Below are 23,184 nucleotides of genomic sequence, written 5' to 3' on the forward strand. Positions count from 1 at the left end.
CGTTTTTAAAGCATCACTTGTTAAAAGTCAATATACAAATCCCTCCGTAAAAAATTCAAAATTATCTCTAAATGAAAATTTAATAAGATGAAAAAATGGAAAAATCTTTTCTTTTGTTAAACTTTGTTGCTGGTGAAAGTTATTAATTTTTTTAATAAAAATGTTTTTAATTGTTCAATCACATTAATTTTATAATCTAAGCAGCAAATGTTCAAGTTCATGACATAGATTGTAAAAAATACACTTTGTTGTGAAATTCCACCTTCAATCCAATTTTGCTTTCATATCTCTTCATAGTTACAATTTATTGCATCATATGCAATTGCAATTTACCGGTTGTTTAAATTTGCATAACCCTTTGTTTATAAAAATTGTCCGTCTTTAATAATAACAGAACTTAAAACTTTATTAATTTCTTGTTTTGTTAAAAGAAAAACACAAATATTATAAAATAATGTAATAATTTCTTTTAATTTATTTTGATAAATTGAATAATAATGATTGATAAATTGTTGTCAAGAATGTAGAACTGGTTTATCTAAAAAAGACAATAATTCATCATAAGAAATAAATGCTTTTTGATCATAAGAATGGTAAATTAGTATAATTAACTGGACTTAAAAAAGCATTTGTTAAATTTTGTTCAAGTTTTGTTGCAATATTATTATTAATTCACATTCCTCGGTAACCTCGATTTTGTACTCAAGTTTTATTTGGGGCATATTGTCGATTTAAATCAATTTGATTAGCAATTGATTTATCAATATTATAATAAAGAATCACTGATCCTCGATAAAACGAAAAATCACTTGAAACAATTGTTGCTGAATAAGAACTAATGTTATTTTTAATTTTTATTTTATTAATATTTAAATTAGGAAATTGTTGTTTTAATTTTTCTTTAATCTGTATTTTTTGGGAATATATAGGCCATTAGTTTTAAGAGTTTTTAAATTGTGGTAAGTAACAATTGTCCCTAACTCAAGTGGTCTTGGATTTAAATAACCAAGATATCAGACATACAGAACAAAACTGACAAAAACCGTTACCATTAAAACTAATGTTGAATTAACCATTCACCATTTTTTGCTATTTTTTTCATATGTTTTTTCTTTTCTAAAACTTTTAATAATTTATAATGTTTAATCTTGGATAGTCATTTTATTATTTAGAAATAATTTTGTTAAAACAACATTATTTTCTATCACAAAATAAAAACTGTTTAAAAAACAGTTTTCTTAAATAGATTAATTAAAACCCATTCCGCTTAGACCACCCATCCCAGGAATATTTGGCATACGCCCTGATTTAATTTGACGAGCAATTTCATCAACTTGTTTTTTTGTTTTTTCAAATTGATTAATTAGCTCATTATATTCTTTTTCAGTTCGTCCTGAGCCTTTTAAAATCCGATTTTTTCGTGATAAATGTTTTAATAATCGTGGTTCACGACGTTCTTTCACTGTCATTGATGATAATAATACTTCGGTTACTTTTAATTTTCGTTCAGCATCATCAATTTTTTCATCACTTAATTTTGGCATTCCAGGTAATAATTTCATAATTCCGCCTATTTTACCCATTTTTGAAATTTGGCGCATTTGGTTTAATAAATCTTGCAAATCAAACTGTCCCATCATCATTCGATTCATTGTTTTTTTGATATCACGTTCATCTAATACATCTTTTGCTTTTTCAACTAAGGTTTGAACATCTCCCATTCCTAAAATTCGATCAGCCATTCGGTCAGGATAAAAGATTTGTAAATTACTCATTCCTTCTCCAGTTCCAATAAAAGTAATTGGTAATTTTGTTAAATGTGTAATTGACAAAGCAGCCCCACCACGAGCATCACCATCTAGTTTTGTAACAACTACTCCTGTTAATTTTAATAACTGATTAAATTCAGTAGCAACATTAATAATGTCTTGCCCTGTCATCCCATCAACAACAAGAAGAATTTCATCCGGGGTAATATTATTTTTAATTTCTTTTAATTCGTGCATTAACTCAGAATCAATATGTAAACGTCCAGCTGTATCAATTAAAATAACATCATTTTTATTATCTTTTGCATAAATAATTGCTTGTTGCGAAGTCGTTACTGGATTTTGTGTTCCGCGCTCAAAAACTTCAATATTTAAATTTTTTCCAATTGTTTTTAATTGTTTAATCGCTGCTGGTCGATAAATATCACAAGCAACTAATAATGGTTTTTTGTAATATTTCTTTTCAACTAACTTAGCAATTTTCCCCGTTGTGGTTGTTTTACCACTTCCTTGTAAACCAACCATCATTACAATTGTTGGTTTTGAAGTAAATGATAATTCTTTAACTGTTTTTCCAAATATATTAACTAATTCTTCATGCACAATTTTAACCATCATTTGTGATGCATTTAATCCATCAAGAATATATTCACCTCGTGCTTTTGTTTCAACAGCTTTAATAAAATCTTTAACTACTTCATTATTAACATCAGCCTCCAATAATGCTAATCAAATTTCACGCATTATTTCAGCAATAGCATCAGTCGTTAAGGTTGATTTTTTCATATTTTTTTCAATTGATTTTTTCAATCGATTCGCTAAAAAATCTCCAATCATATTTTTTCTCCTTTAATAACAAATACACTCTTATTAATTAATTATACTAAAATTAACATAAAAAAGAATAAAATTTTTTTTCTTTAAATAACAGTTTCAGTAACCCGTAATTCACGGATAACTGTAATAACAATATCACCAGGAATTGCCTTTGCTTGTTTAATTTTTTCCTTAATATTAAGCGCAATTTTATGAGTACGAGCATCATCATTAATAATTGGATTAACAATAATTCGAATTTGTCGTCCTGCTTGTAAAACATAAGCTGATTGGACACCATGGACTTTTTGGCAAATTTTTTCTAACTCATTCATTCGAGCAATATAATTTTCAACATTATTATTACGACTGCCTGGACGAGCAGCTGACAACGTATCAGCTGCTGATACTAAAACAGAATAAGGATTAGTTACTGGTACTTCGCCATGATGCGAAGCAATTGCATTAATAATAATTGGATGTTCATTACATTTTGTTGCAATTTGAACACCTAAAGTAACATGACTTCCTTCATTTTCAAAATCAACTGCTTTTCCAATATCATGTAATAACCCAGCACGCATTGCAATTGCAGGGTCTAACCCCAGTTCACTTGCCATTATTGCTGCTAATTTTGCTACTTCGACAGAATGTAATAAGACATTTTGACCATAACTAGTTCGATATTTTAAAATTCCTAAGTGACGAATTAATTCAATATCTAAATTATCAATTGCTAATTCAGCCGCAATTTCTTTTCCTGCTTCAAGAATTGTCATTTCGATTTCTTCTTGTTCTAATTTTATTGTTTCTTCAATTCGCGTTGGTTGAATTCGACCATCAAGTAATAATTTTTCTAAAGTTTTTTTTGCAATTTCCCGACGAATTGGGTTAAAAGATGAAATTTGTACAACATTAGGTGTATCATCAATAATTAAATCAACCCCTGCTGCTATTTCAAATGTGCGAATATTACGTCCATCTTTCCCAATAATTCGTCCTTTCATATTATCATCTTCTAAATAAATTGAAGTTGTTGTTTTTTCTGCCACAACTTTTACTGCATAACGTTCAATTGCAGTAGTAATAATGTTAATGGCTGTTTGTTTGGCATTAATTTTTGCAGTATTTTCAGCATTTCGTAAAAATTCACCAATTTCCTTTTGATACCGATCACTTATTTCTTTAAAAAGAACATCTTTTGCTTCTTCAAGTGAATATCCGGCAACTTTTTCAAGTTGATGAAGATTTCGTTCTACCATTTCTTGATAATAGTTAATCTTTCCTTGCAATTCTTCTTTCTTACGAAACACTTCTTGCTCTTTGCCATTTAATACTTCTTCTCTCTCAACAATTAAACGTTCTCTATCTACTAAAAATTTTTCGGTTGCTAAAAATTCTTCACGTTTGCGAGTTAATTCATCTTTCATTTCTTGTCTAATTTGTGCTGCTTCAACACGTCCATCTGCTTTAGCAGCATTAATAATTTTTTTTGCTTTATCTTTTGCTTGTTTAATTTTTAATTTTGTTTTTTTGATTAATTTAAATCTTAAATATTTTTCAAATAAATATCCAAGAAAGTAACAACATATTGCAACAGCAATAAGGATAATTACTCATATGTGTGTTTGCATAATTATTTCTCCTTTACTTAAAAGATTAAGTAAGAAGTATTAATTTAAATATATAAGTGGAATACTAGCAATGAAATCATTGCCACATATTATTATACTCTTTTTTAGAAAAAAATTCGCAGAAGATTTCAATTTTATACGAATATTTTTTCATTTTAACCCTATATTTTAATATTTTTTTATTATTTTTATTAACTTTTAATCAAATTTTAATCAATTTCAACATCATATTTCTTTTTAATTTCTATTAGAAAAAAAATCATTTAATATTTTTCAATTATATTTTTGCTTTTCTTCTTGTGTTGATAATAAAAAATTTACTAATCAACTAATAACATTAGGTTCTTTTACATAATCATAATTGTATCAAGCATACTTGGAATTGATAATTGAATAAGCAAGCTCTTTTTTATTTTCTCAAGATTCATCTTATTTACCCTTTGCTTTTACTAAATATGTAATTAAATAATCACTTGGTAAAATATTATAATACATCTCTTTATTTAAAAAAACTTGCTTAAACTTATTCCATCTTTTAAAAAATTTCAGAATCACTTTTTAAACGAAAAATATGTTTCAAAGGCATGCGTAAATTGATGTGCTATTACATGTGCTATTACTTTCAAAATTTTCAATAATTGCTTGAAAATCTTGAAAAAATTCATTTTAAAAATTACTTGTTGATAATTTATCTTCTTTTTCATAAGAACTTATGGCAACAAGTTTTGGCATCATAGTAACAAAACTTGTAACAGTTAATAAACTTAAATTTTTTTCATTCTATTTGTGTCCTTTCTTTTTTTTATTTATTATTCTTTAGAAGCCATACTACGGTTGTTTGATATTAAATGATTAATAACCTAACCCTTTTCATTTGAATTTAGTAATTTTATTATACATAAATATTAAATATATATTATTACTTATTTAATATTTTTTGTTGCATTTGCAATTACAATTTACAAATGAAAAAATGTTTTTTCTTTTTAAAAAAAAACATTTTTTTATGCATGGGGACTAAAAGGGTCAATAACTATTAAAGTATCTGGTTCTTCTTTTTTTCCCATTTTTCGATCAATTTTATAATAACTATTATTTGACATTTTAATTCATTCAATAATATCTTTTACTTCAGATAATTCTTCATAAAAGTCAATAATAAATCAATCATAAAATTTATAAGTAACTAAATCACCAACTGCATTCGCATGCTGTGCTAATTTATTTGTTAATTCAGCAAAATATGCTCGCTTTGTTTGATAGGTTTCCATTAATTCAATAATATTTTTAATATCTTTATATTCTTCAGCAATATTTTTAATTTTATAATGTCCATCGCGGTCTAAAACAAAATTCATAATTCGACGTTGATGTAAAACTTCATCTTGTGCTTGAACTTGGAAATAATGGCTAAAACCAGGAAACTCTAACTTATCAGCGGCTGAACTTAAATTATAGCAAAAAAATTGCATTTTGATGTGTTCATGAATATAATGTTCTAAATCTTTTTCAATATCGTTTGTTAACATATTTTTTCTCTCTTTCTATTCTTATTGTACACTCTTAAAAGTTAATTATTCTCATTTTAATTTAAAAGCAATTTTTTTATTAAAGTAATAAAATTGATTTTCTTTAAATTGGAATTTTAATATTTCAATTTTTTTTGCTTTTGGATTAATTTTTAATTCATCAAAAGCAATTAAATCATTCAAATCAAGATCAAAAATTGTTGTTTTTTGTTCATTAATATTAGGATAAAATTGATACCATCTCGTTTTAATTTCATTTGCTTTTTCAGGAGTATGAATAATAGCATTTAATAATAGTCCCAATTGTTTTTTCGTTAATGTAAAATAATTATTATCATCAGGTTTTGATAAGATTAATGTTGTTTGTTGTAAAATTTTACTTAAATTAAATTTAAAAGTTTGATTAACAACTAATTCATCAATAAATTTATTATTTGTTTCTGGCAAAGCAACTATTTTAAAACTATAATTAATAACTTCGTGCTTGCTTGCTTCTTGTTCATTTGTTTTAACATATTTTAATTCAAAATATTTTTCAAAAGGTTCACCTTGATATCCTAAGAATTCCATAACTTTTTTCTTAATTACTACTGGTAATTTATTAACATAATTATTTTCACCAATAATGATACTATTATTTAAATATTTTTCAAATTTTCATGTTTGCAAACTATGAAAATCAACATATTCTTTTTCATACATAAACCCATTTTTGCGGAATTTTTTCGACGCTCCTCATTGCGCATAAATTGCTAATCCTAAACCAATAATGGCAATTAAAATTAAGACCGTATAATCTAGCGTACGATTATTTTTAATAAATAAACTTGTGTCATCACGTTGTGTTTCTAAAATAAAACGAATCAAATTTCATAAAAAGAAATAAAAACCAGTTTGCACGCCGCTACGTGTGATTGCATAACGCCCCGGATTATTTAATTTTGTTAATGCAGCACTATCATTATGTCATCATTTTTTAATTCTATTGGTAAAACCAGTTTGTTTTTTTGAACTATCTATTTGCCCACTTTTTTTAGCCATTTCATCTAATTGCTTTTGGTTTGGTACATAGTTAAAATATGCTTTATCCCAAACTTCTTTTCAAGTCATTTTATCAGGTTTAAGATATTTTCGATTAAAAAAATGAATAAAATTATATTTTAAATCAAAAGGATATTCTTTAGGGTCTTTTTTCCATGGTTTTTTACTAAATAATTGTCCAGCAACAGGAATAAAAAAAGTAATAAATAATCATGCTAAAAAATTAAAGAATGATTCATATAAAAAGATCGGTTGGCGAAAGACAATTTCACCAATGTTATTTGTTTCTGGTGATAAACCATCTCACTGCCATAAGTTATCCCGAATAAAAACTGGTAATCAACGTAATGAATCATATGAAGTAACACTTCCTAATAATTCATGATTAAAAAAATTACCTCAACGACCTAATACTTGTCCTAATAAAATGTTTGGAATAATACAATCCGTATAAACTCAAAGTGAAACTTTTGCTTTTCGACCAACAATCCCAAAAACAATTAAGCCAATAATTGTTCCGAACAAAACACCACCATGAATACTCATTCCTGGTTCTCAGAAAGCAAATAATGTAAAAAATAAAATTGGATTTTTAACATCATATTTACCAAAAAAACTTGCTCCAAATAATGAAAATGGAATAATAGCAAAAATTGATCAAATTAATGGTTCAATCGGAACCTTTTTTAATTTTAGTCGAATAAAACAAGCTAAAACCGAACAAATCATTCCTATTGTAATAAAAACAGCATACATATGAATTCATCCGCCATATGTTGCCAAAATATTATGTGGTGTATTAATTGGCTTAATTCATTCTGCATTTGGTGGTACGCTTGTTAATAATAAACTGTTCATTTTTTTTCACTCCTTAAGTGTTTTTATTTTCTAAATTATAAAACAATGCATAATTATTATATACCAAGTTCAAATAAAAAAGTCTATTTATTTTTAGAACTTAATTGTAATCTTACTTTTTTTTAAAATTATATTTTACCTAAAACAATATTACTTTTTTTTAGAAAGCGATGTGAAATAACAAATGACTAGCACTGCGTTATCAGAAACAGCAGTTAATAAAATTAAAGCACTTCACCAAGAACATATACAAAATCATTATCGAAAAATTACTAGTTTTTGACGTAAATCAATCATTGTTGATATTATTTTCAATTCATTAATCTTAATTTTTACTACTGCTTTATTTATTGGTATTATTCTTACTTTTATTGGTAATAATTGGTAATAATAATGACCCTGCACTTACATTTTATTTAATATACTTACCTTTACCGCTGTTAGTAGTAACAATTATTGTTTATATGTTGATTAAAGCCGGTACTATTAGTATTAGTCTTTTTCTTAATCGATTAGATTATAATGAATATTACCGAATTGCAATTTCTGATATTTGAAAAAATAAAGTTATTTTAGATGAAATAAGTAATAATTTTAAGATTATCACAGAACCCAATTTCACTAGTTTTAGTAAAAATCCCAAAAAATAATTTATTACAACAAAGTTTAATTAGTGTTAGTAGCTTAGAAGAAAAAATTGATAATAAAGTTATCAATGGTACAATAAAAAATAATATCTTTTCATTAGGTATTATTACTGTTTGCATCCTGTACGATGAAGCTCCAAAAAACAACTCTTGTTAAAGGGTTGTTTTTTTATTTGAAAACAATCCAGCAATTTAATAAATATTTTGGTGGTCTAACCCAACAGTAAACAGTCTGGAAATAATAGACACTTTAACAAGTGATAGTCGTGATAAGTCCAAGGTTAATATCAAACGACAATAAAAATAGAGATAGTGACTTTATAAATAAATTTGCGTATAGCATTAGGCTCTTCAAGGTGCAAGTAGATTTATTTTAAAAACTGAACGCTTTAACCTGAAATGGTGCGGATGAAGAGAGATAATTCTCTGGCACAACAAAGAAAAAACAACTACAAAGTTGTAGTCATTTTTAGTTAATTAATGAGGGTAACTATGAAAAAGAAACTTTGTTTTAAAAAAAGATATTGAGGATATTGTTTTACATGTGATAAACAAAATAAATATATTCTTACACAAGATGAAATTACTGATTAACATTGAGCATTAAATACTAGAAAGAATTAGAGGGAAAAATGGCAAGTTATAAACATTTTAATCAATGTAGAAGAATATACTTTCCTAGTGATTATGAAATTAAACATAAACCATTAGAAACTTTTAAAAAAATTAAAATACATGGTCATTTTGAAATGACATTTAAATTTAATAGTTATTGTGGCATTACTGAACATAGACATAGCGGCATAACTATAAAAGAATATTCGGAGGAATTAAAAAATGAAACAAGAAAAATATATATACTTAGTGCTAATAAAATATTTACATTTAGAAGGATTTGTAAGTGCAGAATCACCATTTTATACATTAGCAGAAGCAAAGATTAGTGCTGAGAGTAGTAATAAAAACGGATGCTTAACAACTATTATTGATTTAGAAACTATTGAATGACGGAGATAAATAATATGAAAGAAATTAGAAATTTACAATTATCAGAATTTCAAAAAGAAATTATTAATAAATTAGATGATTAATACTGATTTGAATTTGGCGGTTATGAAAATAGTATTTTTATTTTTAATAAAAAACAGGAATTTTTAATCACAATAGATAAAAAAGATGACACTGCATCAATAAATGAAAGTTTAGAATTTTGTAAAAGCAGAATTGAAAAAAGTTTAAAAAACCATAACCAACGTGTTAAAGATGAAAAAAAGAATTAAATATTATTAAAACTTATATTAAAGGAGAACAAATAATATGGGTACACTAATATTAATATTATTAATAATTAATATTATTTCATCTATTTCACCCTTATTTACATTGTCTTTTTTAATATATGGAATAAACAAAATTACTAGAACTGAAAAAGCAATCAAAAAATTAAAGGAGAATAAATAATATATATAAAGATGAAAATGGAAATATTTACACTGAAGAAGAATTATTTAATGAAGCATTAGAAGAATGTCATTCAGAAGAGAGTGCTTATGACTATATTGAGACATTAATTGAAGAAAAGAATTTGGAGGAATTATAATATGAAAACATTAAAAGATATGATTAAAGATTTAACAGGAGTTACTGTTGAAAAAGAAAAATTAAATCAATATTTAGAAAGTGAAAGATTAGATTTAGAAGGTGCTAATTTAGAAGGTGCTAATTTACAAGGTGCTAATTTATGAGATGCTAATTTAGAAGGTGCTTATTTAACTGGTGCTAATTTATATGGTGCTTATTTAACTGGTGCTAATTTATATGGTGCTTATTTAACTGGTGCTAATTTAGAAGGTGCTAATTTAAAAGGTGCTAATTTACAAGGTGCTTATTTAACTGGTGCTAATTTATATGGTGCTTATTTAACTGGTGCTAATTTATATGGTGCTAATTTAAAAGGTGCTTATTTATGTGGTATTAAAATCACAAAAAAACAATTAGAACAATTAACTATTGAGGAGGATGAATAATGACAAAAACAGAATCAATTAAATTTGATAAATTACAAGAAGAAAATGAAGCACTTGAACAAGAAATTTTATCCTTAAAGCATTGAATACAAAACGGTGGTTGTCATGAACATATACAAAAGGATATTGATAAATTACAAGAAGAAAATGAAGCACTTAAAAAAGAGCTTGCTTAATTAAAACAAAAACAATTACCTAATAAGGAGAATAAATTAAATAATGAATAATATAGTTCAAAATGTTTCTTTTCCTTTTGTTATTAAAGGTAATGATTTTAAAGAATTAAGTTTAAAAGCATTAAATATTAAAAAATGAATGGATGAAAATGGGTAATAATTAGCAGAATTTATTTATCGTCATCGTAATTATTATAATACTAATGGTTATAAAGATGTGTATTTAAAAGATATTACTAATCTTGTAAGTAAAATATATATTTTTTTTCGTGAACCATTAGAATTAATTAAAGTATTTAAAGATGATTTAAATCGGATTCATACTAATATTATTAATTTTGAAAAATATATTGAAAATCATAAAATTGAAATTAAAAATAATATTAATCAAGTATGCATTAAAAAAACAAAATTAATTATTTAAAGAACAAGAATTAAAAAAACAAGAATTACTTGAAAAAGCAAATAGTTTAACACCAGATATGGGTCTTGATATAGAGCAAATTCAAGATGAACAAGTTCGTGTAATGGAACAAATTAAACAAATTGATAAATTATTAGAACCAATACAATTAAAAAAATTTAGTATTAATTTAATTAAAGAAAAATTATTAATAAAAGATATTGAAGTATTAGGGATTTATTATGATTTTTTAGAAAAAGCAGATAAGTTAGACCTTATTAATTTAATTAAAAATTATTTAATTGTTAATGAAAAAAGTGTTAAAAATGAAATTAAAGCACAATGAGATACAAATACAGATAATAAAATAGTTGGTATTAAAGGAATAAATATAAAAATTAAAGGAGTTAAATAAAATGGCAAATGAATTATAATAATATATTAAAAGTGCAATTATTAAATATGAATTAAAAGTTAATGATAAATATGTAAAAGAAAATATTTTAGCACTTGAAGAATTAAAAATGAAAAATGGACAAAATTATATGCAATTAGTTAATAATTCTTATAATGCAAAATAACAGCATTAGGTATTATTAAATTAAGTAATAAAGGATTAATTTTTGGTAAAGATTTTAATATTATTTCGTTTAAAAATAAATTAACTATTTTTATTGATAGTAAAGTTTATTGTAGAATAATTGAAGAAGCAGGATATAGTCCACGAAAAGCAATTATTTTAAAGGTGAGAAATTTGAATGAGATAGTTTAAATTCATGTCCTAAAATACATGAAATTAATTTTAATGCAAATACTAGTGATTTTAATGAAATAATTGGTGCTTATGCTTTTGCAAAAGATAAAAATGGTAATTATCAAGGTATTTTATTAAGAAAAGCAGATATTGAACGATTAAAAAATAGTAGTCCAAGTGGTAATAGTGAATATTCACCTTGAAATAAATGACCAAAAGAAATGGTTGAAGCAAAATTATATCGTAAATTAGCATTGGAAATGGGAATTGATATTTCTGATATTGATTTAGATGAAAAAGAAATTAAAGAAGATCGTAATTTTGAATATATTTCATTTAAAGATATTAATGTCGCCAAAAATAAGAGGCAAATTAGCGATGAGCCATTATCAAATAATATAAATTTTACCCCATCTTATCCAGAAATAGCAGATAATGTAGTTAAAGAAGATGATATCTCAAATGTAACACCAGTAATTAATAATAATGATGAGGATTGAGCAACTTGATAAAAGTAGGTATTGACCCATCAGGAACTGGTACTACTGCTATTGTTGTATATGAAGAAAATAAAATAATTGAAAAACAAGAATTTTTTAATAAAAAATGAAGGTAGCATTACGAATATATTGATGATTATGTTTATAAGTATTTTGATAAGTATTATTATCAACCAAATAAAGATGATTTTTCTCCATTTTGTCCATCAGATGAGATGATTTATTACGATTGCTTGGAGTCTATAAGGTAAATAATGATTTTAATTGAGTATCACCAAAACATACTAAGTCAGTTGTTAAAAATATGGAAAATTTAAGTAAGTATCAACAAATAACAGCAGTTTATGAAAAAGATAATTTATTAACTTATGAATATCGTAAAGGTTGATTTTATAATAATGAAAAAATAAGTAATCATCTTCGTGATGCTATTATTATTGCTAATTATGAAAACTAATTTAGGTAAATTATATTTAGGTGATAGTTTAAAAATATTAAAAATAATACCTGATAAAAGTATTGATTTAATATTAACTGATCCACCATACCTTTACCCCGATATTGCTAAAAAATTAGAAAATAAAAAAAGCATATTGAATATAATTTTAAAAAAAATGCAAGATCCTAATTGTTCTAATATTCAATATCAAATTCGGAAAAGAGAACTTGAATTTTTACAAGGTGAATTTATTGATAGTTTTGATATACCATCATATTTTAAAGAATGAATGCGAATTATTAAAAAACCAAATTTTATAATTTATTTATCAAAACAACAATTAAAAGAATATTTAATTGAAATTGAAAATTATAATTTAAAATTTGAATTAATAATTTATCAAAAAACAAATGATGCACCTAGTAATAATACATATCGTAAAGATAAAGAATTATGTTTATATATTTATAATAAACCGATTTCTTATAGTAATGTTTGAAATCAAGATATGCAGACTGTTTATCAAATAACAAATAGTAATAATCAATTTTTATGAACAATTAAACATCCTACTGTTAAAGATATTAATTTAATTAAATTACAAATTAATAAACATAGTAAAGTTGGCGATACTATATTAGATTGTTTTTTAGGAAGTGGAACAACTGCTATTGCTTGTGAACAATTAAGTCGGCATTGAATTGGTATAGAAATTAATAAAAAATATTATAAATTAGCAAAACAAAGATTAAATAGCATTCAAACTACATTATTTTTTTAAAGGAGATTATTTATGAAAAGAAAATTAATTCGTAATATTAATGTTTACTTAAATGAAAAACAAGAAAAAGTTTGAAATGAATTACCTGAATTATATACCAGCTCACAACGAATAGAACATCTTATTAATTTTTATATAAAACACAATAAAGGAAATAATAAAAATGAATAAATTTATTTTATGTTATCGTACAAAAAAGGTAATAGTCCATGTAAAAACTTATTTGGTGAATATATAACTGGTATTGATGTTAAAGATGTAGATATTAATTCAACTTGAGATTGAGAATATTTTATTAAAACATATGGTGAAAAGAATTTAGTTATTTGTAAAGATGATAATTTAGAATTAATGTTAAAAAATAAAAAATAACCAACTAGGGTTATTTTTTTAAATGTTATTTATTTCATCTTTTTTTAAGACAATATTGATTTCAACTTGCTACTTGTTCTATTGTTTGTTTACAATTATGACAAATATTAACATTATGTTTTTTTTAAATACTTACGAAATATTAATCAACCAAATAATATTAAATATAAGATATAACTTGGAATTTTATAAACTTTTTCTAAACATTTACCAATAGGTAATTTAATTGCTGGTATTTTAGGTATTTTAGTTGTTAATCAAGCAGTACCATGTAATATTGGATAAGATATAACAATCCCAGCATATCCAAAAAATCCACCATCAGTTATTTCATGTTGACCAAACATAAATTCTTTAACTGGTTCTAAACTTTGAATTCAATTAAAATGTAAGCTAGTAAAAAATAATCCATATAAACTTAAAAATGGAGTATGATATAAAATTGATAAAACATTAGGTCGGGGTTTATTTAACTAATGGTTCAGATGGTTCTAATATACTCATTAATAGTGTTCGTATTTTACGACAAGAGGTGTAAATATGATAGATAAAGAAAACATTATTATTAAAAATGAAAATGGTACTTATTGACAAAGATTAGGTTTTGAACAAAGAAACCCAAGTCAAAGTTTTAAATCTTGAAAAAATCGCAAGTTTTTAAAATATGATAAATATCCATTTCATATTAAAAAAGCATATATTATGCGATATAATGAATTATATAAAGCAATACTATAAGGGGTTTTATCCATATCATCAATAAAACAAGTTGCTTGATGTTTTGATGCAATTTTATTTTCTTTTGTTCCTATAAAATAAGGGGGTTCAAGCAAGTCATAACATACATTCAGCACCTTTACGATTAGTTGGTTATAATCATACTTGATAACGGTATTTTTCTGAAAATTCAGGAATATCAATATACTTAGCACTATCAGTTGTAAATGATGGTATTGGAACTGGTTCTCATCTAATTTTATTACCTATTCTCTCAATTATTTTTTGAGCAATCTCGATTGTAATTTTTAATTCCCAATCTTTACTCAAAATTGTGTCATTATCAAATGGAACAGATAATTCATTATTAGAATTATATACAATACTTTTATTATCAAGTTTAATGGAAATATTTTTTATATAATTATTAATAAAATTCTCTAATAATTGTTGTGATATTTCAATTTGTCATATTCCACTTTTTTCAGTACTAGATCATGGAATAATTGATAAATTATTAGATGTAAGCATACTTTTTTTTCATACATATTTAGCATCTGCTTCACTTAACATAATTGGTCTATTTTTATGATTAGTATCAGATTTCCCAAATCAATTATTATATTGATTTGTAAAACCATAATTATCTGGATTTATTTTAGTTAATGTTTGAGACTTATAAAAATTTGCTTTTTCTAATAAACTAATAATATCAGGTGAAAATTCTATTCTCATATTAGTAGGATATGTATAACTGGTAATACCATCACTACTACTTTCTATCAGTAAGCACTTTTTTATTATATAATTAGTGTAGAAATAAAAAGATGGAAAAATGATTAAATTTATTTGGTGCAATTATATTAATAGATACAAGTACATCTAGTTTAGTTGGTTGTTAAAGTAAAGATGTTGAATATACTTACGAAAAATTATTAAAACTTAAAAAAATAAATAAAATAGATACTTATAACCAAGAAATTAAAGATAATTTAGAATTAATAGCACCACAAGAAGAATCATTTAATATTATTGATAATCATAATCATTATTTTTATGTAGTATGGCGTGGCGATGAAAATATAACATGAAGAATTATTAAGTTTAAATATAATTATTCTATTCCTTTAATTTTGGATACCGACATTTTTGGTAATTCAATTTTTTTAAAATCAAATGAAAAAAACATATTTAAGTATTAAAGATAATGCTCATGATTTTTCTTTTACTAATTGAATATGAACACGTCAGAATTATTATAATTATAAAAAATATTTTAAAGCAGTTTATCGTTGAAATTTAAAAACAAAAGAACCTAATTTAGTTATTGATAATTATGGTAGTATAAAAGTTAACGAAGGATAAAAAAAGAGATTTAATTATCTCTTTTTTATTTATTATTATGAATTGAAATGAAGCATTCTGAAAATTACTTTTTCTTTGCAGATACTTTACCAAAAAACCTTGAAATTGAAACCAATATTGTGCCACACCAAAGTAAATTTAAAAAATTTATTTTAAATAATAAAGAAATTGAATTAGAAGGAACAGAATTTCCTAATCTTTTTGATACTAATACAACATACTTTATAAAATTATGTAAAATTTTAACCCCAAAAGCAATGGCTAATTTAATCGATAATAGTAACAAATATTAAGAAGTTTTATCAATGTCATTTGTTAACGATAAATTTACTCTTTTATTAGATAAATACTTTTCAAAACAAAATTTTAAAACCAATAATTGCAAGAAATAGAAATATCCAAAATTTTATTGATGATTTAATTGCTAAAATTAAACTAGATTTATTTTATTTAAAAAGGTTTTGATTATTTAAATGGTTTTAACATTAAATAATCAAACACAAGAACTTGATAAGGATTAATTTTTTTATCAAAAATTGAGTAATTGTTATACATCGTTTTTTTAGGCAATAAATTATCTGGCATTGGAATTGTTTGCGCAGATAAATTAATTAATACTAAAAATTTGTTTTTTTTATAATAACGATAAAAGCTTAATATTACTGGATTAATTTCAACAAATTCAATCTCGCCATAACTAAAGGCAAGATTATTTTTGCGAAGTTGAATTAACATTTGATAAGCTTTAAAAATTGATTGTGGACTATAATAATCTTTTTCTCAATTAATTTTTAAATAATTCATATTAACATCAATTCATGGTTTATGTGTACTAAACCCAGCAAATTGCTGATTATTTCATTGCATTGGAGTACGAGCATTATCGCGTGAACGTGCACTTAATACTTTTAAAATAGCATCTGGTTGTTCTCCTTCATTTTGAAGAATGTGATAATAATTAATTGATTCAACATCTTTTAACTGTTCAATCTTGGTATAATTATTATTTCCCATGCCAAATTCTTCTCCTTGATAAAGATATGGTGTTCCTCGTAGTAACAAGACAACAGCCGCTAAAGCTGTAGCTGATTCAAAACAATAATTTTCCGGATCACCAAAACGTGATAATGCGCGTGGTTGATCATGATTATTTAAAAAATTAGCTAACCAACCACCTTCTGCTTGCACCGAGCTCTGTCATTCCTTAATTTTTGCTACTAGTTTAGCAGGCTCATAGGGAGCTAATTTTCATTTTTCATTATTTAAATAATCAATTTTTAAATGATGGAAAGTAAAAGCCATATTTAATTCTTGGACCACTGGCTTTGTATATAAAATTGCTTGTTTTATTGATGTTGATGATAACTCACCAACAGTAATAATATCATTTGTTTTCAAATAAGTATTTTGAGTCATTTCTTGTAAATATGTATGAACTTGTGGTGTGTCAGTATAATATTTCCGACCATCACCAGTTAAATCATTTTCAAAAGTATTTGGTTTGCCAATTAAATTAATAACATCAAATCGTAAACCTCGAACTCCTTTTTGTAATCAATAGTTAACAATTTGATAAATATCTTGGCGTAGACTTTCATTCGTTCAATTTAAATCAGCTTGTGTTTTATCAAATAAATGTAAATAAAACATTTTTAATTTATCATGATATTCTCATACTGAACCACCAAACTTACTTTGCCAATTATTTGGAAAATTTGATTTGTCACCAGGAAGAAAGAAGAATCGTTGCAAATAATCTGGATTTCCTGTCTGTGCTTTTTGAAATCATTCATGTTCTGTTGAACAATGATTAAAAATCATATCCATCATAATAAAAATGTTCCGTTTTTTTGCTTCTGTAACTAACATTTCAAAATCATCCATTGTTCCAAAAAGCGGATTAATATTTTTGTAATCTGAAACATCATAACCATTATCTTTTTGTGGTGACACATAAATTGGATTTAATCATAAATAATTAACTCCTAGCATTGCTAAATAATCTAATTTTTGAATAATTCCTTGCAAATCACCAACACCATCATGATTGCTGTCATAAAACGATTGTGGGTGAATTTCATACACAATCGCTTCTTGAAAATTTATTTTATTCATTGATAATCTTCCTTTATAGTTTCAAAGATTTATTTATTAATATTTTCAACAACTTTTGGTTGTTTTTTAAAACTAATTAAATTTGTCCCCTTAACTTGTAATATTTCATCTCGTATTTTTGTAAAACGTGGAAGTTTTTCTAAAAATCATGTTAAGGCCATTGTTACGCTCATTGTTAGTAATGCACTAAGAATAAATCACATATACCCCGTACCATTAAATGTTTCAACACCTTGGATTTGACTAAATGATTGAATTGATAAAATTCCTAATCATGCCCCATTTCCAATTCCATTTGAAGTTACGCCTGCAACGGTTAATAACATTGCACCACTTGCTGAACCAACAATTGCTGCTAATAATGGATACAGAAAGCGTAAATTAATTCCATATAACGCTGGCTCAGTTATTCCCAATCAAGCCGACGTTATGGCAGAAATTCCAATTTCTTTCATTTTTGGGTCCTTTCGGTTATTAATAGTAAACATTAAAGTGGCACTTCCTTGGGCAATATTTGACATACATAAAATTGGAAAAATAAATGTTCCCCCAATTTGAACTGTATCTTGAATCATTACTGCATTAAGCATCGTATGAACACCAGTAATTACGATTGGCGCATATAATAATCCTAAAATTGGTCCAAAGAAATATTTTGCAATCGGATTAACTAACACTCAACTTAATCCAACTGAAATTGCACTTCCAATGATATAGCCAATTGGACCAATTAAACATAATCCAACTGTAAAAGATAATAAAATTGTTAATAATGGCACAAAAATTTGTTTTAGAACAGCGGGAACAATTCGATTTAATCCTTTTTCTAAATAAACCCCAAAAAATGCTACTCCAATTGTTGGAATTACTTGCCCTGTATATTGAATTTTTCAAGGAAAACTTCATGCTCCAAAGTCAAATGTTGGTGCCACATCAAAAATTCATAATGAATTATTAGCACCTTTAGCAATTTCAAAAATATCAACTAACGGTGGTAATAACAATGTTAAACCAATAATAATCCCAAGAACTGGCGAGCCTTCTATTTTGGCAAATATTGATCAACAAATTGTAACTGGAATATATCAAAAGACAGCTTGGGCTGGAATTCACAAAAAATCATCTAACCCTTTAGCAAATCCTGAAATACTTACCAATGAAGTTCCTTCCCCATTTCAATTTGCTTCTAAAATGTTACGAAATCCCAAAATTAATCCCCCTGCTATTAAGGCTGGGACTATGGGAATAAAGATTTCTGAAAAATGTTGTAATAATCGTTGATATCATTTTCCTTTTTTTACTGTTGATTCATTTGTTATATTTTCTCCTAATTTTTCTGTTTTAGAAGTTAAGTATTTTTTAAATTCAGCAAAATAATTATTGACATCAGGTCCAATTACAATATGATATTGCCCAATTGGTTGAACCGTTCCTTTAACATTATATAATCCTTCTATTTCCTTTGAATTCGCTTTTGTATTGTCTTTTAAAACTAATCTAATCCGGGAAACACAATGAGTATATGAAATAATATTGTCAATTCCTCCCAATAATGGAATTAACACTGCTATTTCAGTACTATATGTTTTTTTTGTCATAATTTTTATCTCCTGTATGGAATCATTTCCATATCATGATTATAATACACATTTTTTAAAATATAAAATTATTTTAAAAAATTTTTAATCTCATAACTTAAACATTCAATTGTTTTATTTTTTGTCATATTATTTTCATCTAAAATTTGCTTTAACTTGAGAATTATTTTTGTTGCTAATTCACCATAGTTAATGGCAATATAATAATGTTTTGGCAAAATTGGCAGAAAAAAGTCATTACTATTACAAATATCTGTTAGTAAACTATTAGTAATATTATTTTTCATTAAAAAGGAAATAACAACTTTATAGCAGGTATGTGTCCCTACAATAATAATTTTATTATTTAAATCAATTGTTTTAACTAATTCTCAAATTATTCGTTCTTGATTCTCAAAAAAAAAGTACGATTGAAATTGATAATTACGACGTTTAAATCAATCAACAACAGTATCATATCGTGCAAATCCAGTTGGTAAATTTGTTACCGGATTCTCACCAATATAAAGAATTTCTTTTTGCTTGTCAAATTCATGATTCAGTGCCATTTCTTGGAGCAAAGCATACATCATTTCATTATCATTATTAATAAAAACAGTATCCCCTCATTGACGACCATATACAATAATTGGAACATTAATTCTCTGTAAAAAGAGGCGGATATTTTGGTCATTACTAATCGTAAATAAAATTAAAGCAGCTGGTTTACGGCGAACAATTTTTTGTAAATTTAATAAATAACGATCTTCATCATAAGTTGTTTCAACAACAAAAGAAACTACTTTAGCAAAATCATCATTAATTTGTTTTAAAATTGATTTAACAATAAATGTATTACTACTTGTTAAATCAGGAATTAAAATATATACTTCTAACATTTTCTTTTTAATTGAATGCGCAGCAAAATCAGGTTGAAAATTATATTTTTCCACAACTTTTTGAATTAAAAGACGCTTTTCTTTACTAACATAACCGCCATTAAAATAACGTGATACTGTCCCAACACCAACGCCACATTCAGCAGCAATTGTTTTAATTGAAATTTTTTTAGTTTTCATTAAAACCTTTTTTAAAAAACCAATTTTGCTTAATAATGGGACTAAATAATAAAAATAGTACACAATAAAACATTATTATTGCAATAATAAAAATAAAAAAATAAGGAAAATCTCATCGTTTAATATATAAAAATTGAAATAACAGTCCAACTATAATTCCAGTCATAAGAAAAATTAAATGATAAAACCATGGGATTTTCTTAAAAATTTTTTGTCAAAGACCTTTTTCTTTTGTCAATGAAAAACTATTCATGTTAACCACTCCTTATTTGTCATAATTATATGCTAATTTAATAAAAATAGTTTTAATTAATTTAAAATATTTTAACTATTCATTAAAATTTAATAATTTTGCAAATAATGCTCAACATTCATCACGGGCAATTTTATTTCGACTTGATGTTTTAATAAAATAATCACTATCAGCAAAATTTAATTTAGCTTTAATAATATTTTCATGCTTTTGAATATCATTTTTTTTGACCTTATCAAGTTTTGTTCCAATTAAAACGGTCAAAATGTTAAAATGTTTTAAATATTGATACATTTCATAATCATCTTGAGTTGGTGGATGACGTAAATCTACTAACAAACAGACAAATTTTAAATTTTGGCGTTGAGTTAAATATTCTTCCATCATTTTTGCAAAATCCATCTTATATTGGTTACCAACTTTTGCAAATCCATATCCGGGTGCATCAACAATTCGAAATTGATTATTATTAATTATAAAAAAATTTAACATACGGGTTTTCCCAGGAATTTGAGAAACTTTTGCTAATTGACGCTGATTTGTCAACATATTTAAAAAACTTGATTTACCAACATTACTTTTCCCTAAAAAAGCAATTTCTAATAAATCATCATTAATTCAACATGCTTTATTAACCGCTGATGTAACATAACTTGCATTTTTAAACTTAAACATTATTTTTCCTCCATCTGACGATTAATTTCATACATTAAAATTGTTCCTGCCTGAGCAACATTTAATGACTCAAGTTGTGAATTAATTTTAATTTGGACATTATAATCACTAATTTCTTGCAATGTGGTGGAAAGGCCATGCCCCTCATTACCCAGTGCTAAAATATACCGATCATTTTGCTTAAACTGACAATCTTGTAAATAAACACTTTTTTGATTTAAACCTGTCGTAATAATTTTATATTGGTTTAATTGGAAGTTTTTAATTTCATTTAAACCAATCTCTTTAATTGCAACTTTAAAAATCGCACCTTGACTAGCACGTAAGACTTTATCATTAAAAAGATCAACAGTTTGATTATACAAAATAATATTTGTAAAACCAAAACCAAGGCCAGTTCTGATTAATGTTCCGACATTACCTGGATCTTGAATGTTTTCTAATAAAAGAATATTTTGATTAAATTGAAAATTATTTTGTTCCTTAACCTTCGTTAAATAAATAACACCGATAATATTTTGACTATTTTTGCTTTGACTCAACTTAGTTAAAATTAATTCCGGAACTATTGTTAATAAAATATTATTAAAATTCTTTAATTTTGGTTGATTTACTTTTGTTGTTAAAATTTCAACAACAATATTTTGTTGTAATGCTTCATCAATAATGTTTCATCCTTCAATTAAGGCTAAATTAAATTCTTTTCGGTATTTTTTTTCTTTTAATTTTGCCAATAATTTAATATGTTCATTTTGCGTTGAATTAATTTCTCGATAATTCATAAGATGGAATGCTTTCTTAATTGACATACATAAAACCAACAAGGTATTTTTTGGTTTTTGGGTCATCTCATTTTTCTTTTGTCTTTGCTGTTTCGCGCATTACAACAGCCATTGCTCTGGGACGTTTTGGTGTATCTTGCATTTTCCCTAATAAAACCGCTAATCCAGACCTATTATTTTTATCATTAATTTCTTTATTATAATCTTCGGCATCCTTAACTCCAATTTGTTTTGCCATAATTTTAACCTTGTTTTTTTCATATCAACGCTGAAATTTTTGATATTTTTCAAAAGACCATTCTTTTTCTTCTCAACCTAAGAAAATGCGGTCTTTTTCTTCATCTCAACTAGTTAAATAATCACGAAAATTTGTTTGTGCAGTTGGTCCTTGTTCCATCATTTTAAAAGTTTGATTAATTGTTTCTTCTAATGTATCATACCCATAACCAATAAAAGCATTACCAATTCAATGATGTTTATAAATTGGTTTTAATAAATTAAGAGGTTCAGTAAATGTAACAGCATATGCTCAATATTTGTCGTCTGCTTTACTACGAAAAAGTTCATATCCAAATTTTTGATGCTTAATAACAACAGCATCTTTTTTAATTTTACAAACTAAATGCTTAAAAGCTGTTACAATAGCATTAATTTCCACATCAGTTAATGGTGCCTTTAATTTTGGCTGTTTTAATTTTAAAATATGTTCTGTATAATACGATGGCATTTCCTCAACCTCATTTTTAGTTAAAATTAACTACTAATTATAATTTTATCTTGGATATTTTGTTAAGTAAAGTAATAATTTGAAATTAACAAATAATCCATTATAATCATAATTTCATAATAATTAAAAAAGGAAATTAATTTCCTTT

The 23,184-nt window shown here is 25.2% G+C and carries 30 protein-coding genes; 15 read left to right on the forward strand and 15 right to left on the reverse strand.

Translation table 4 applies throughout. The features are described from left to right. Positions 1-362: 362 nt before the first annotated feature. The 6 genes from SKUN_RS10690 to SKUN_RS04805 form a co-directional block, all read right to left on the reverse strand. On the reverse strand, positions 363-551 hold the full coding sequence (locus SKUN_RS10690; RefSeq protein ID WP_235510955.1) for a hypothetical protein: 189 nt from the start codon (positions 549-551) through the stop codon (positions 363-365). After that, positions 535-783: a hypothetical protein gene (locus SKUN_RS10695; RefSeq protein ID WP_235510956.1), complete on the reverse strand. Its 249-nt coding sequence runs from the start codon at positions 781-783 to the stop codon at positions 535-537. Before SKUN_RS10695 ends, SKUN_RS10690 begins: the two co-directional genes overlap by 17 nt. A gap of 464 nt (positions 784-1,247) precedes the next feature. After that, positions 1,248-2,606 (reverse strand): signal recognition particle protein, encoded by a 1,359-nt coding sequence (gene ffh / locus SKUN_RS04790; protein WP_053391076.1) that lies wholly within the window; start codon positions 2,604-2,606, stop codon positions 1,248-1,250. Between the two features lie 83 nt (positions 2,607-2,689). Further along, entirely contained in the window at positions 2,690-4,219 is a 1,530-nt protein-coding gene (gene rny / locus SKUN_RS04795) for a ribonuclease Y (RefSeq protein WP_053391077.1), read from the reverse strand. A 1,004-nt stretch (positions 4,220-5,223) separates the two neighbouring features. Further along, complete coding sequence (locus SKUN_RS04800; protein ID WP_053391078.1) at positions 5,224-5,748, reverse strand: ferritin; 525 nt, start codon at positions 5,746-5,748, stop codon at positions 5,224-5,226. A gap of 45 nt (positions 5,749-5,793) precedes the next feature. After that, the gene (locus SKUN_RS04805) at positions 5,794-7,647 is read right to left on the reverse strand and encodes a prolipoprotein diacylglyceryl transferase (protein WP_053391079.1); all 1,854 of its coding nucleotides are present in this window, start codon (positions 7,645-7,647) and stop codon (positions 5,794-5,796) included. A 184-nt stretch (positions 7,648-7,831) separates the two neighbouring features. Between SKUN_RS04805 and SKUN_RS10700 the strand changes: the two genes are divergently transcribed. The 12 genes from SKUN_RS10700 (at position 7,832) to SKUN_RS04850 (ending at position 13,746) form a co-directional block, all read left to right on the forward strand. Then, the gene (locus SKUN_RS10700) at positions 7,832-8,035 is read left to right on the forward strand and encodes a hypothetical protein (protein ID WP_235510957.1); all 204 of its coding nucleotides are present in this window, start codon (positions 7,832-7,834) and stop codon (positions 8,033-8,035) included. 76 nt (positions 8,036-8,111) lie between these two features. Next, positions 8,112-8,297, forward strand: a complete 186-nt coding sequence (locus SKUN_RS10705) for a hypothetical protein (RefSeq protein ID WP_235510958.1) — start codon at positions 8,112-8,114, stop codon at positions 8,295-8,297. Between the two features lie 861 nt (positions 8,298-9,158). Beyond that, complete coding sequence (locus SKUN_RS09335) at positions 9,159-9,311, forward strand: hypothetical protein (protein ID WP_158500786.1); 153 nt, start codon at positions 9,159-9,161, stop codon at positions 9,309-9,311. A gap of 584 nt (positions 9,312-9,895) precedes the next feature. Then, positions 9,896-10,321 carry a pentapeptide repeat-containing protein gene (locus tag SKUN_RS04820; protein WP_053391081.1) on the forward strand — a complete coding sequence of 142 codons (426 nt, stop codon included), beginning with the start codon at positions 9,896-9,898 and terminating at the stop codon, positions 10,319-10,321. Next, a complete protein-coding gene (locus SKUN_RS09340) occupies positions 10,321-10,497 on the forward strand; it encodes a hypothetical protein (RefSeq protein ID WP_158500787.1) in 177 nt (58 codons plus the stop codon). The genes SKUN_RS04820 and SKUN_RS09340 overlap by 1 nt, the downstream gene beginning before the upstream one ends. Before the next feature lie 217 nt (positions 10,498-10,714). Then, positions 10,715-10,921 (forward strand): hypothetical protein, encoded by a 207-nt coding sequence (locus SKUN_RS04825; RefSeq protein WP_053391082.1) that lies wholly within the window; start codon positions 10,715-10,717, stop codon positions 10,919-10,921. A 58-nt stretch (positions 10,922-10,979) separates the two neighbouring features. After that, entirely contained in the window at positions 10,980-11,315 is a 336-nt protein-coding gene (locus SKUN_RS04830) for a hypothetical protein (protein WP_053391083.1), read from the forward strand. 560 nt (positions 11,316-11,875) lie between these two features. After that, positions 11,876-12,166 (forward strand): hypothetical protein, encoded by a 291-nt coding sequence (locus tag SKUN_RS04835; protein ID WP_053391084.1) that lies wholly within the window; start codon positions 11,876-11,878, stop codon positions 12,164-12,166. A 187-nt stretch (positions 12,167-12,353) separates the two neighbouring features. Then, complete coding sequence (locus SKUN_RS04840) at positions 12,354-12,611, forward strand: hypothetical protein (RefSeq protein ID WP_144416768.1); 258 nt, start codon at positions 12,354-12,356, stop codon at positions 12,609-12,611. Beyond that, on the forward strand, positions 12,601-13,374 hold the full coding sequence (locus SKUN_RS09345) for a DNA-methyltransferase (RefSeq protein WP_053391086.1): 774 nt from the start codon (positions 12,601-12,603) through the stop codon (positions 13,372-13,374). Before SKUN_RS04840 ends, SKUN_RS09345 begins: the two co-directional genes overlap by 11 nt. A gap of 12 nt (positions 13,375-13,386) precedes the next feature. Next, a complete protein-coding gene (locus SKUN_RS09350; protein ID WP_158500788.1) occupies positions 13,387-13,545 on the forward strand; it encodes a hypothetical protein in 159 nt (52 codons plus the stop codon). 9 nt (positions 13,546-13,554) lie between these two features. Next, on the forward strand, positions 13,555-13,746 hold the full coding sequence (locus tag SKUN_RS04850; RefSeq protein ID WP_053391087.1) for a hypothetical protein: 192 nt from the start codon (positions 13,555-13,557) through the stop codon (positions 13,744-13,746). 113 nt (positions 13,747-13,859) lie between these two features. Here SKUN_RS04850 and SKUN_RS04855 read toward each other — a convergent pair whose 3' ends face one another. Further along, positions 13,860-14,093 (reverse strand): hypothetical protein, encoded by a 234-nt coding sequence (locus SKUN_RS04855; protein WP_053391088.1) that lies wholly within the window; start codon positions 14,091-14,093, stop codon positions 13,860-13,862. A gap of 193 nt (positions 14,094-14,286) precedes the next feature. On the opposite strand from SKUN_RS04855, the gene SKUN_RS04860 reads away from it, so the two are divergent. After that, positions 14,287-14,484: a hypothetical protein gene (locus tag SKUN_RS04860; protein ID WP_053391089.1), complete on the forward strand. Its 198-nt coding sequence runs from the start codon at positions 14,287-14,289 to the stop codon at positions 14,482-14,484. Between the two features lie 132 nt (positions 14,485-14,616). Here SKUN_RS04860 and SKUN_RS04865 read toward each other — a convergent pair whose 3' ends face one another. Continuing rightward, a complete protein-coding gene (locus SKUN_RS04865; RefSeq protein WP_053391090.1) occupies positions 14,617-15,198 on the reverse strand; it encodes a hypothetical protein in 582 nt (193 codons plus the stop codon). A 441-nt stretch (positions 15,199-15,639) separates the two neighbouring features. On the opposite strand from SKUN_RS04865, the gene SKUN_RS04870 reads away from it, so the two are divergent. Further along, entirely contained in the window at positions 15,640-15,828 is a 189-nt protein-coding gene (locus tag SKUN_RS04870; RefSeq protein ID WP_053391091.1) for a hypothetical protein, read from the forward strand. Between the two features lie 47 nt (positions 15,829-15,875). Further along, entirely contained in the window at positions 15,876-16,121 is a 246-nt protein-coding gene (locus SKUN_RS10710; RefSeq protein WP_235510959.1) for a DUF3137 domain-containing protein, read from the forward strand. A 172-nt stretch (positions 16,122-16,293) separates the two neighbouring features. Here the strand turns inward: SKUN_RS10710 and treC are convergent, their stop codons facing one another. The 7 genes from treC to SKUN_RS04910 form a co-directional block, all read right to left on the reverse strand. Then, a complete protein-coding gene (gene treC / locus SKUN_RS04880) occupies positions 16,294-17,943 on the reverse strand; it encodes an alpha,alpha-phosphotrehalase (RefSeq protein ID WP_053391092.1) in 1,650 nt (549 codons plus the stop codon). 29 nt (positions 17,944-17,972) lie between these two features. Continuing rightward, positions 17,973-19,541, reverse strand: coding sequence for a PTS transporter subunit EIIC (locus SKUN_RS04885; RefSeq protein WP_053391093.1), 1,569 nt, complete (start codon positions 19,539-19,541; stop codon positions 17,973-17,975). Between the two features lie 68 nt (positions 19,542-19,609). Beyond that, a complete protein-coding gene (locus tag SKUN_RS04890; protein WP_053391094.1) occupies positions 19,610-20,599 on the reverse strand; it encodes a LacI family DNA-binding transcriptional regulator in 990 nt (329 codons plus the stop codon). Then, positions 20,589-20,852 carry a TIGR04570 family membrane protein gene (locus SKUN_RS04895; protein WP_053391095.1) on the reverse strand — a complete coding sequence of 88 codons (264 nt, stop codon included), beginning with the start codon at positions 20,850-20,852 and terminating at the stop codon, positions 20,589-20,591. The genes SKUN_RS04890 and SKUN_RS04895 overlap by 11 nt, the downstream gene beginning before the upstream one ends. A gap of 75 nt (positions 20,853-20,927) precedes the next feature. Then, on the reverse strand, positions 20,928-21,527 hold the full coding sequence (gene yihA / locus SKUN_RS04900; RefSeq protein WP_053391096.1) for a ribosome biogenesis GTP-binding protein YihA/YsxC: 600 nt from the start codon (positions 21,525-21,527) through the stop codon (positions 20,928-20,930). After that, complete coding sequence (locus SKUN_RS04905; protein ID WP_053391578.1) at positions 21,527-22,309, reverse strand: TrmH family RNA methyltransferase; 783 nt, start codon at positions 22,307-22,309, stop codon at positions 21,527-21,529. Before SKUN_RS04905 ends, yihA begins: the two co-directional genes overlap by 1 nt. Before the next feature lie 16 nt (positions 22,310-22,325). Next, positions 22,326-23,036: a hypothetical protein gene (locus tag SKUN_RS04910; RefSeq protein WP_053391097.1), complete on the reverse strand. Its 711-nt coding sequence runs from the start codon at positions 23,034-23,036 to the stop codon at positions 22,326-22,328. Positions 23,037-23,184 lie beyond the last annotated feature (148 nt).

This window comes from Spiroplasma kunkelii CR2-3x (assembly GCF_001274875.1).
Classification (GTDB): Bacteria; Bacillota_I; Bacilli_A; order Mycoplasmatales; family Mycoplasmataceae; genus Spiroplasma; species Spiroplasma kunkelii.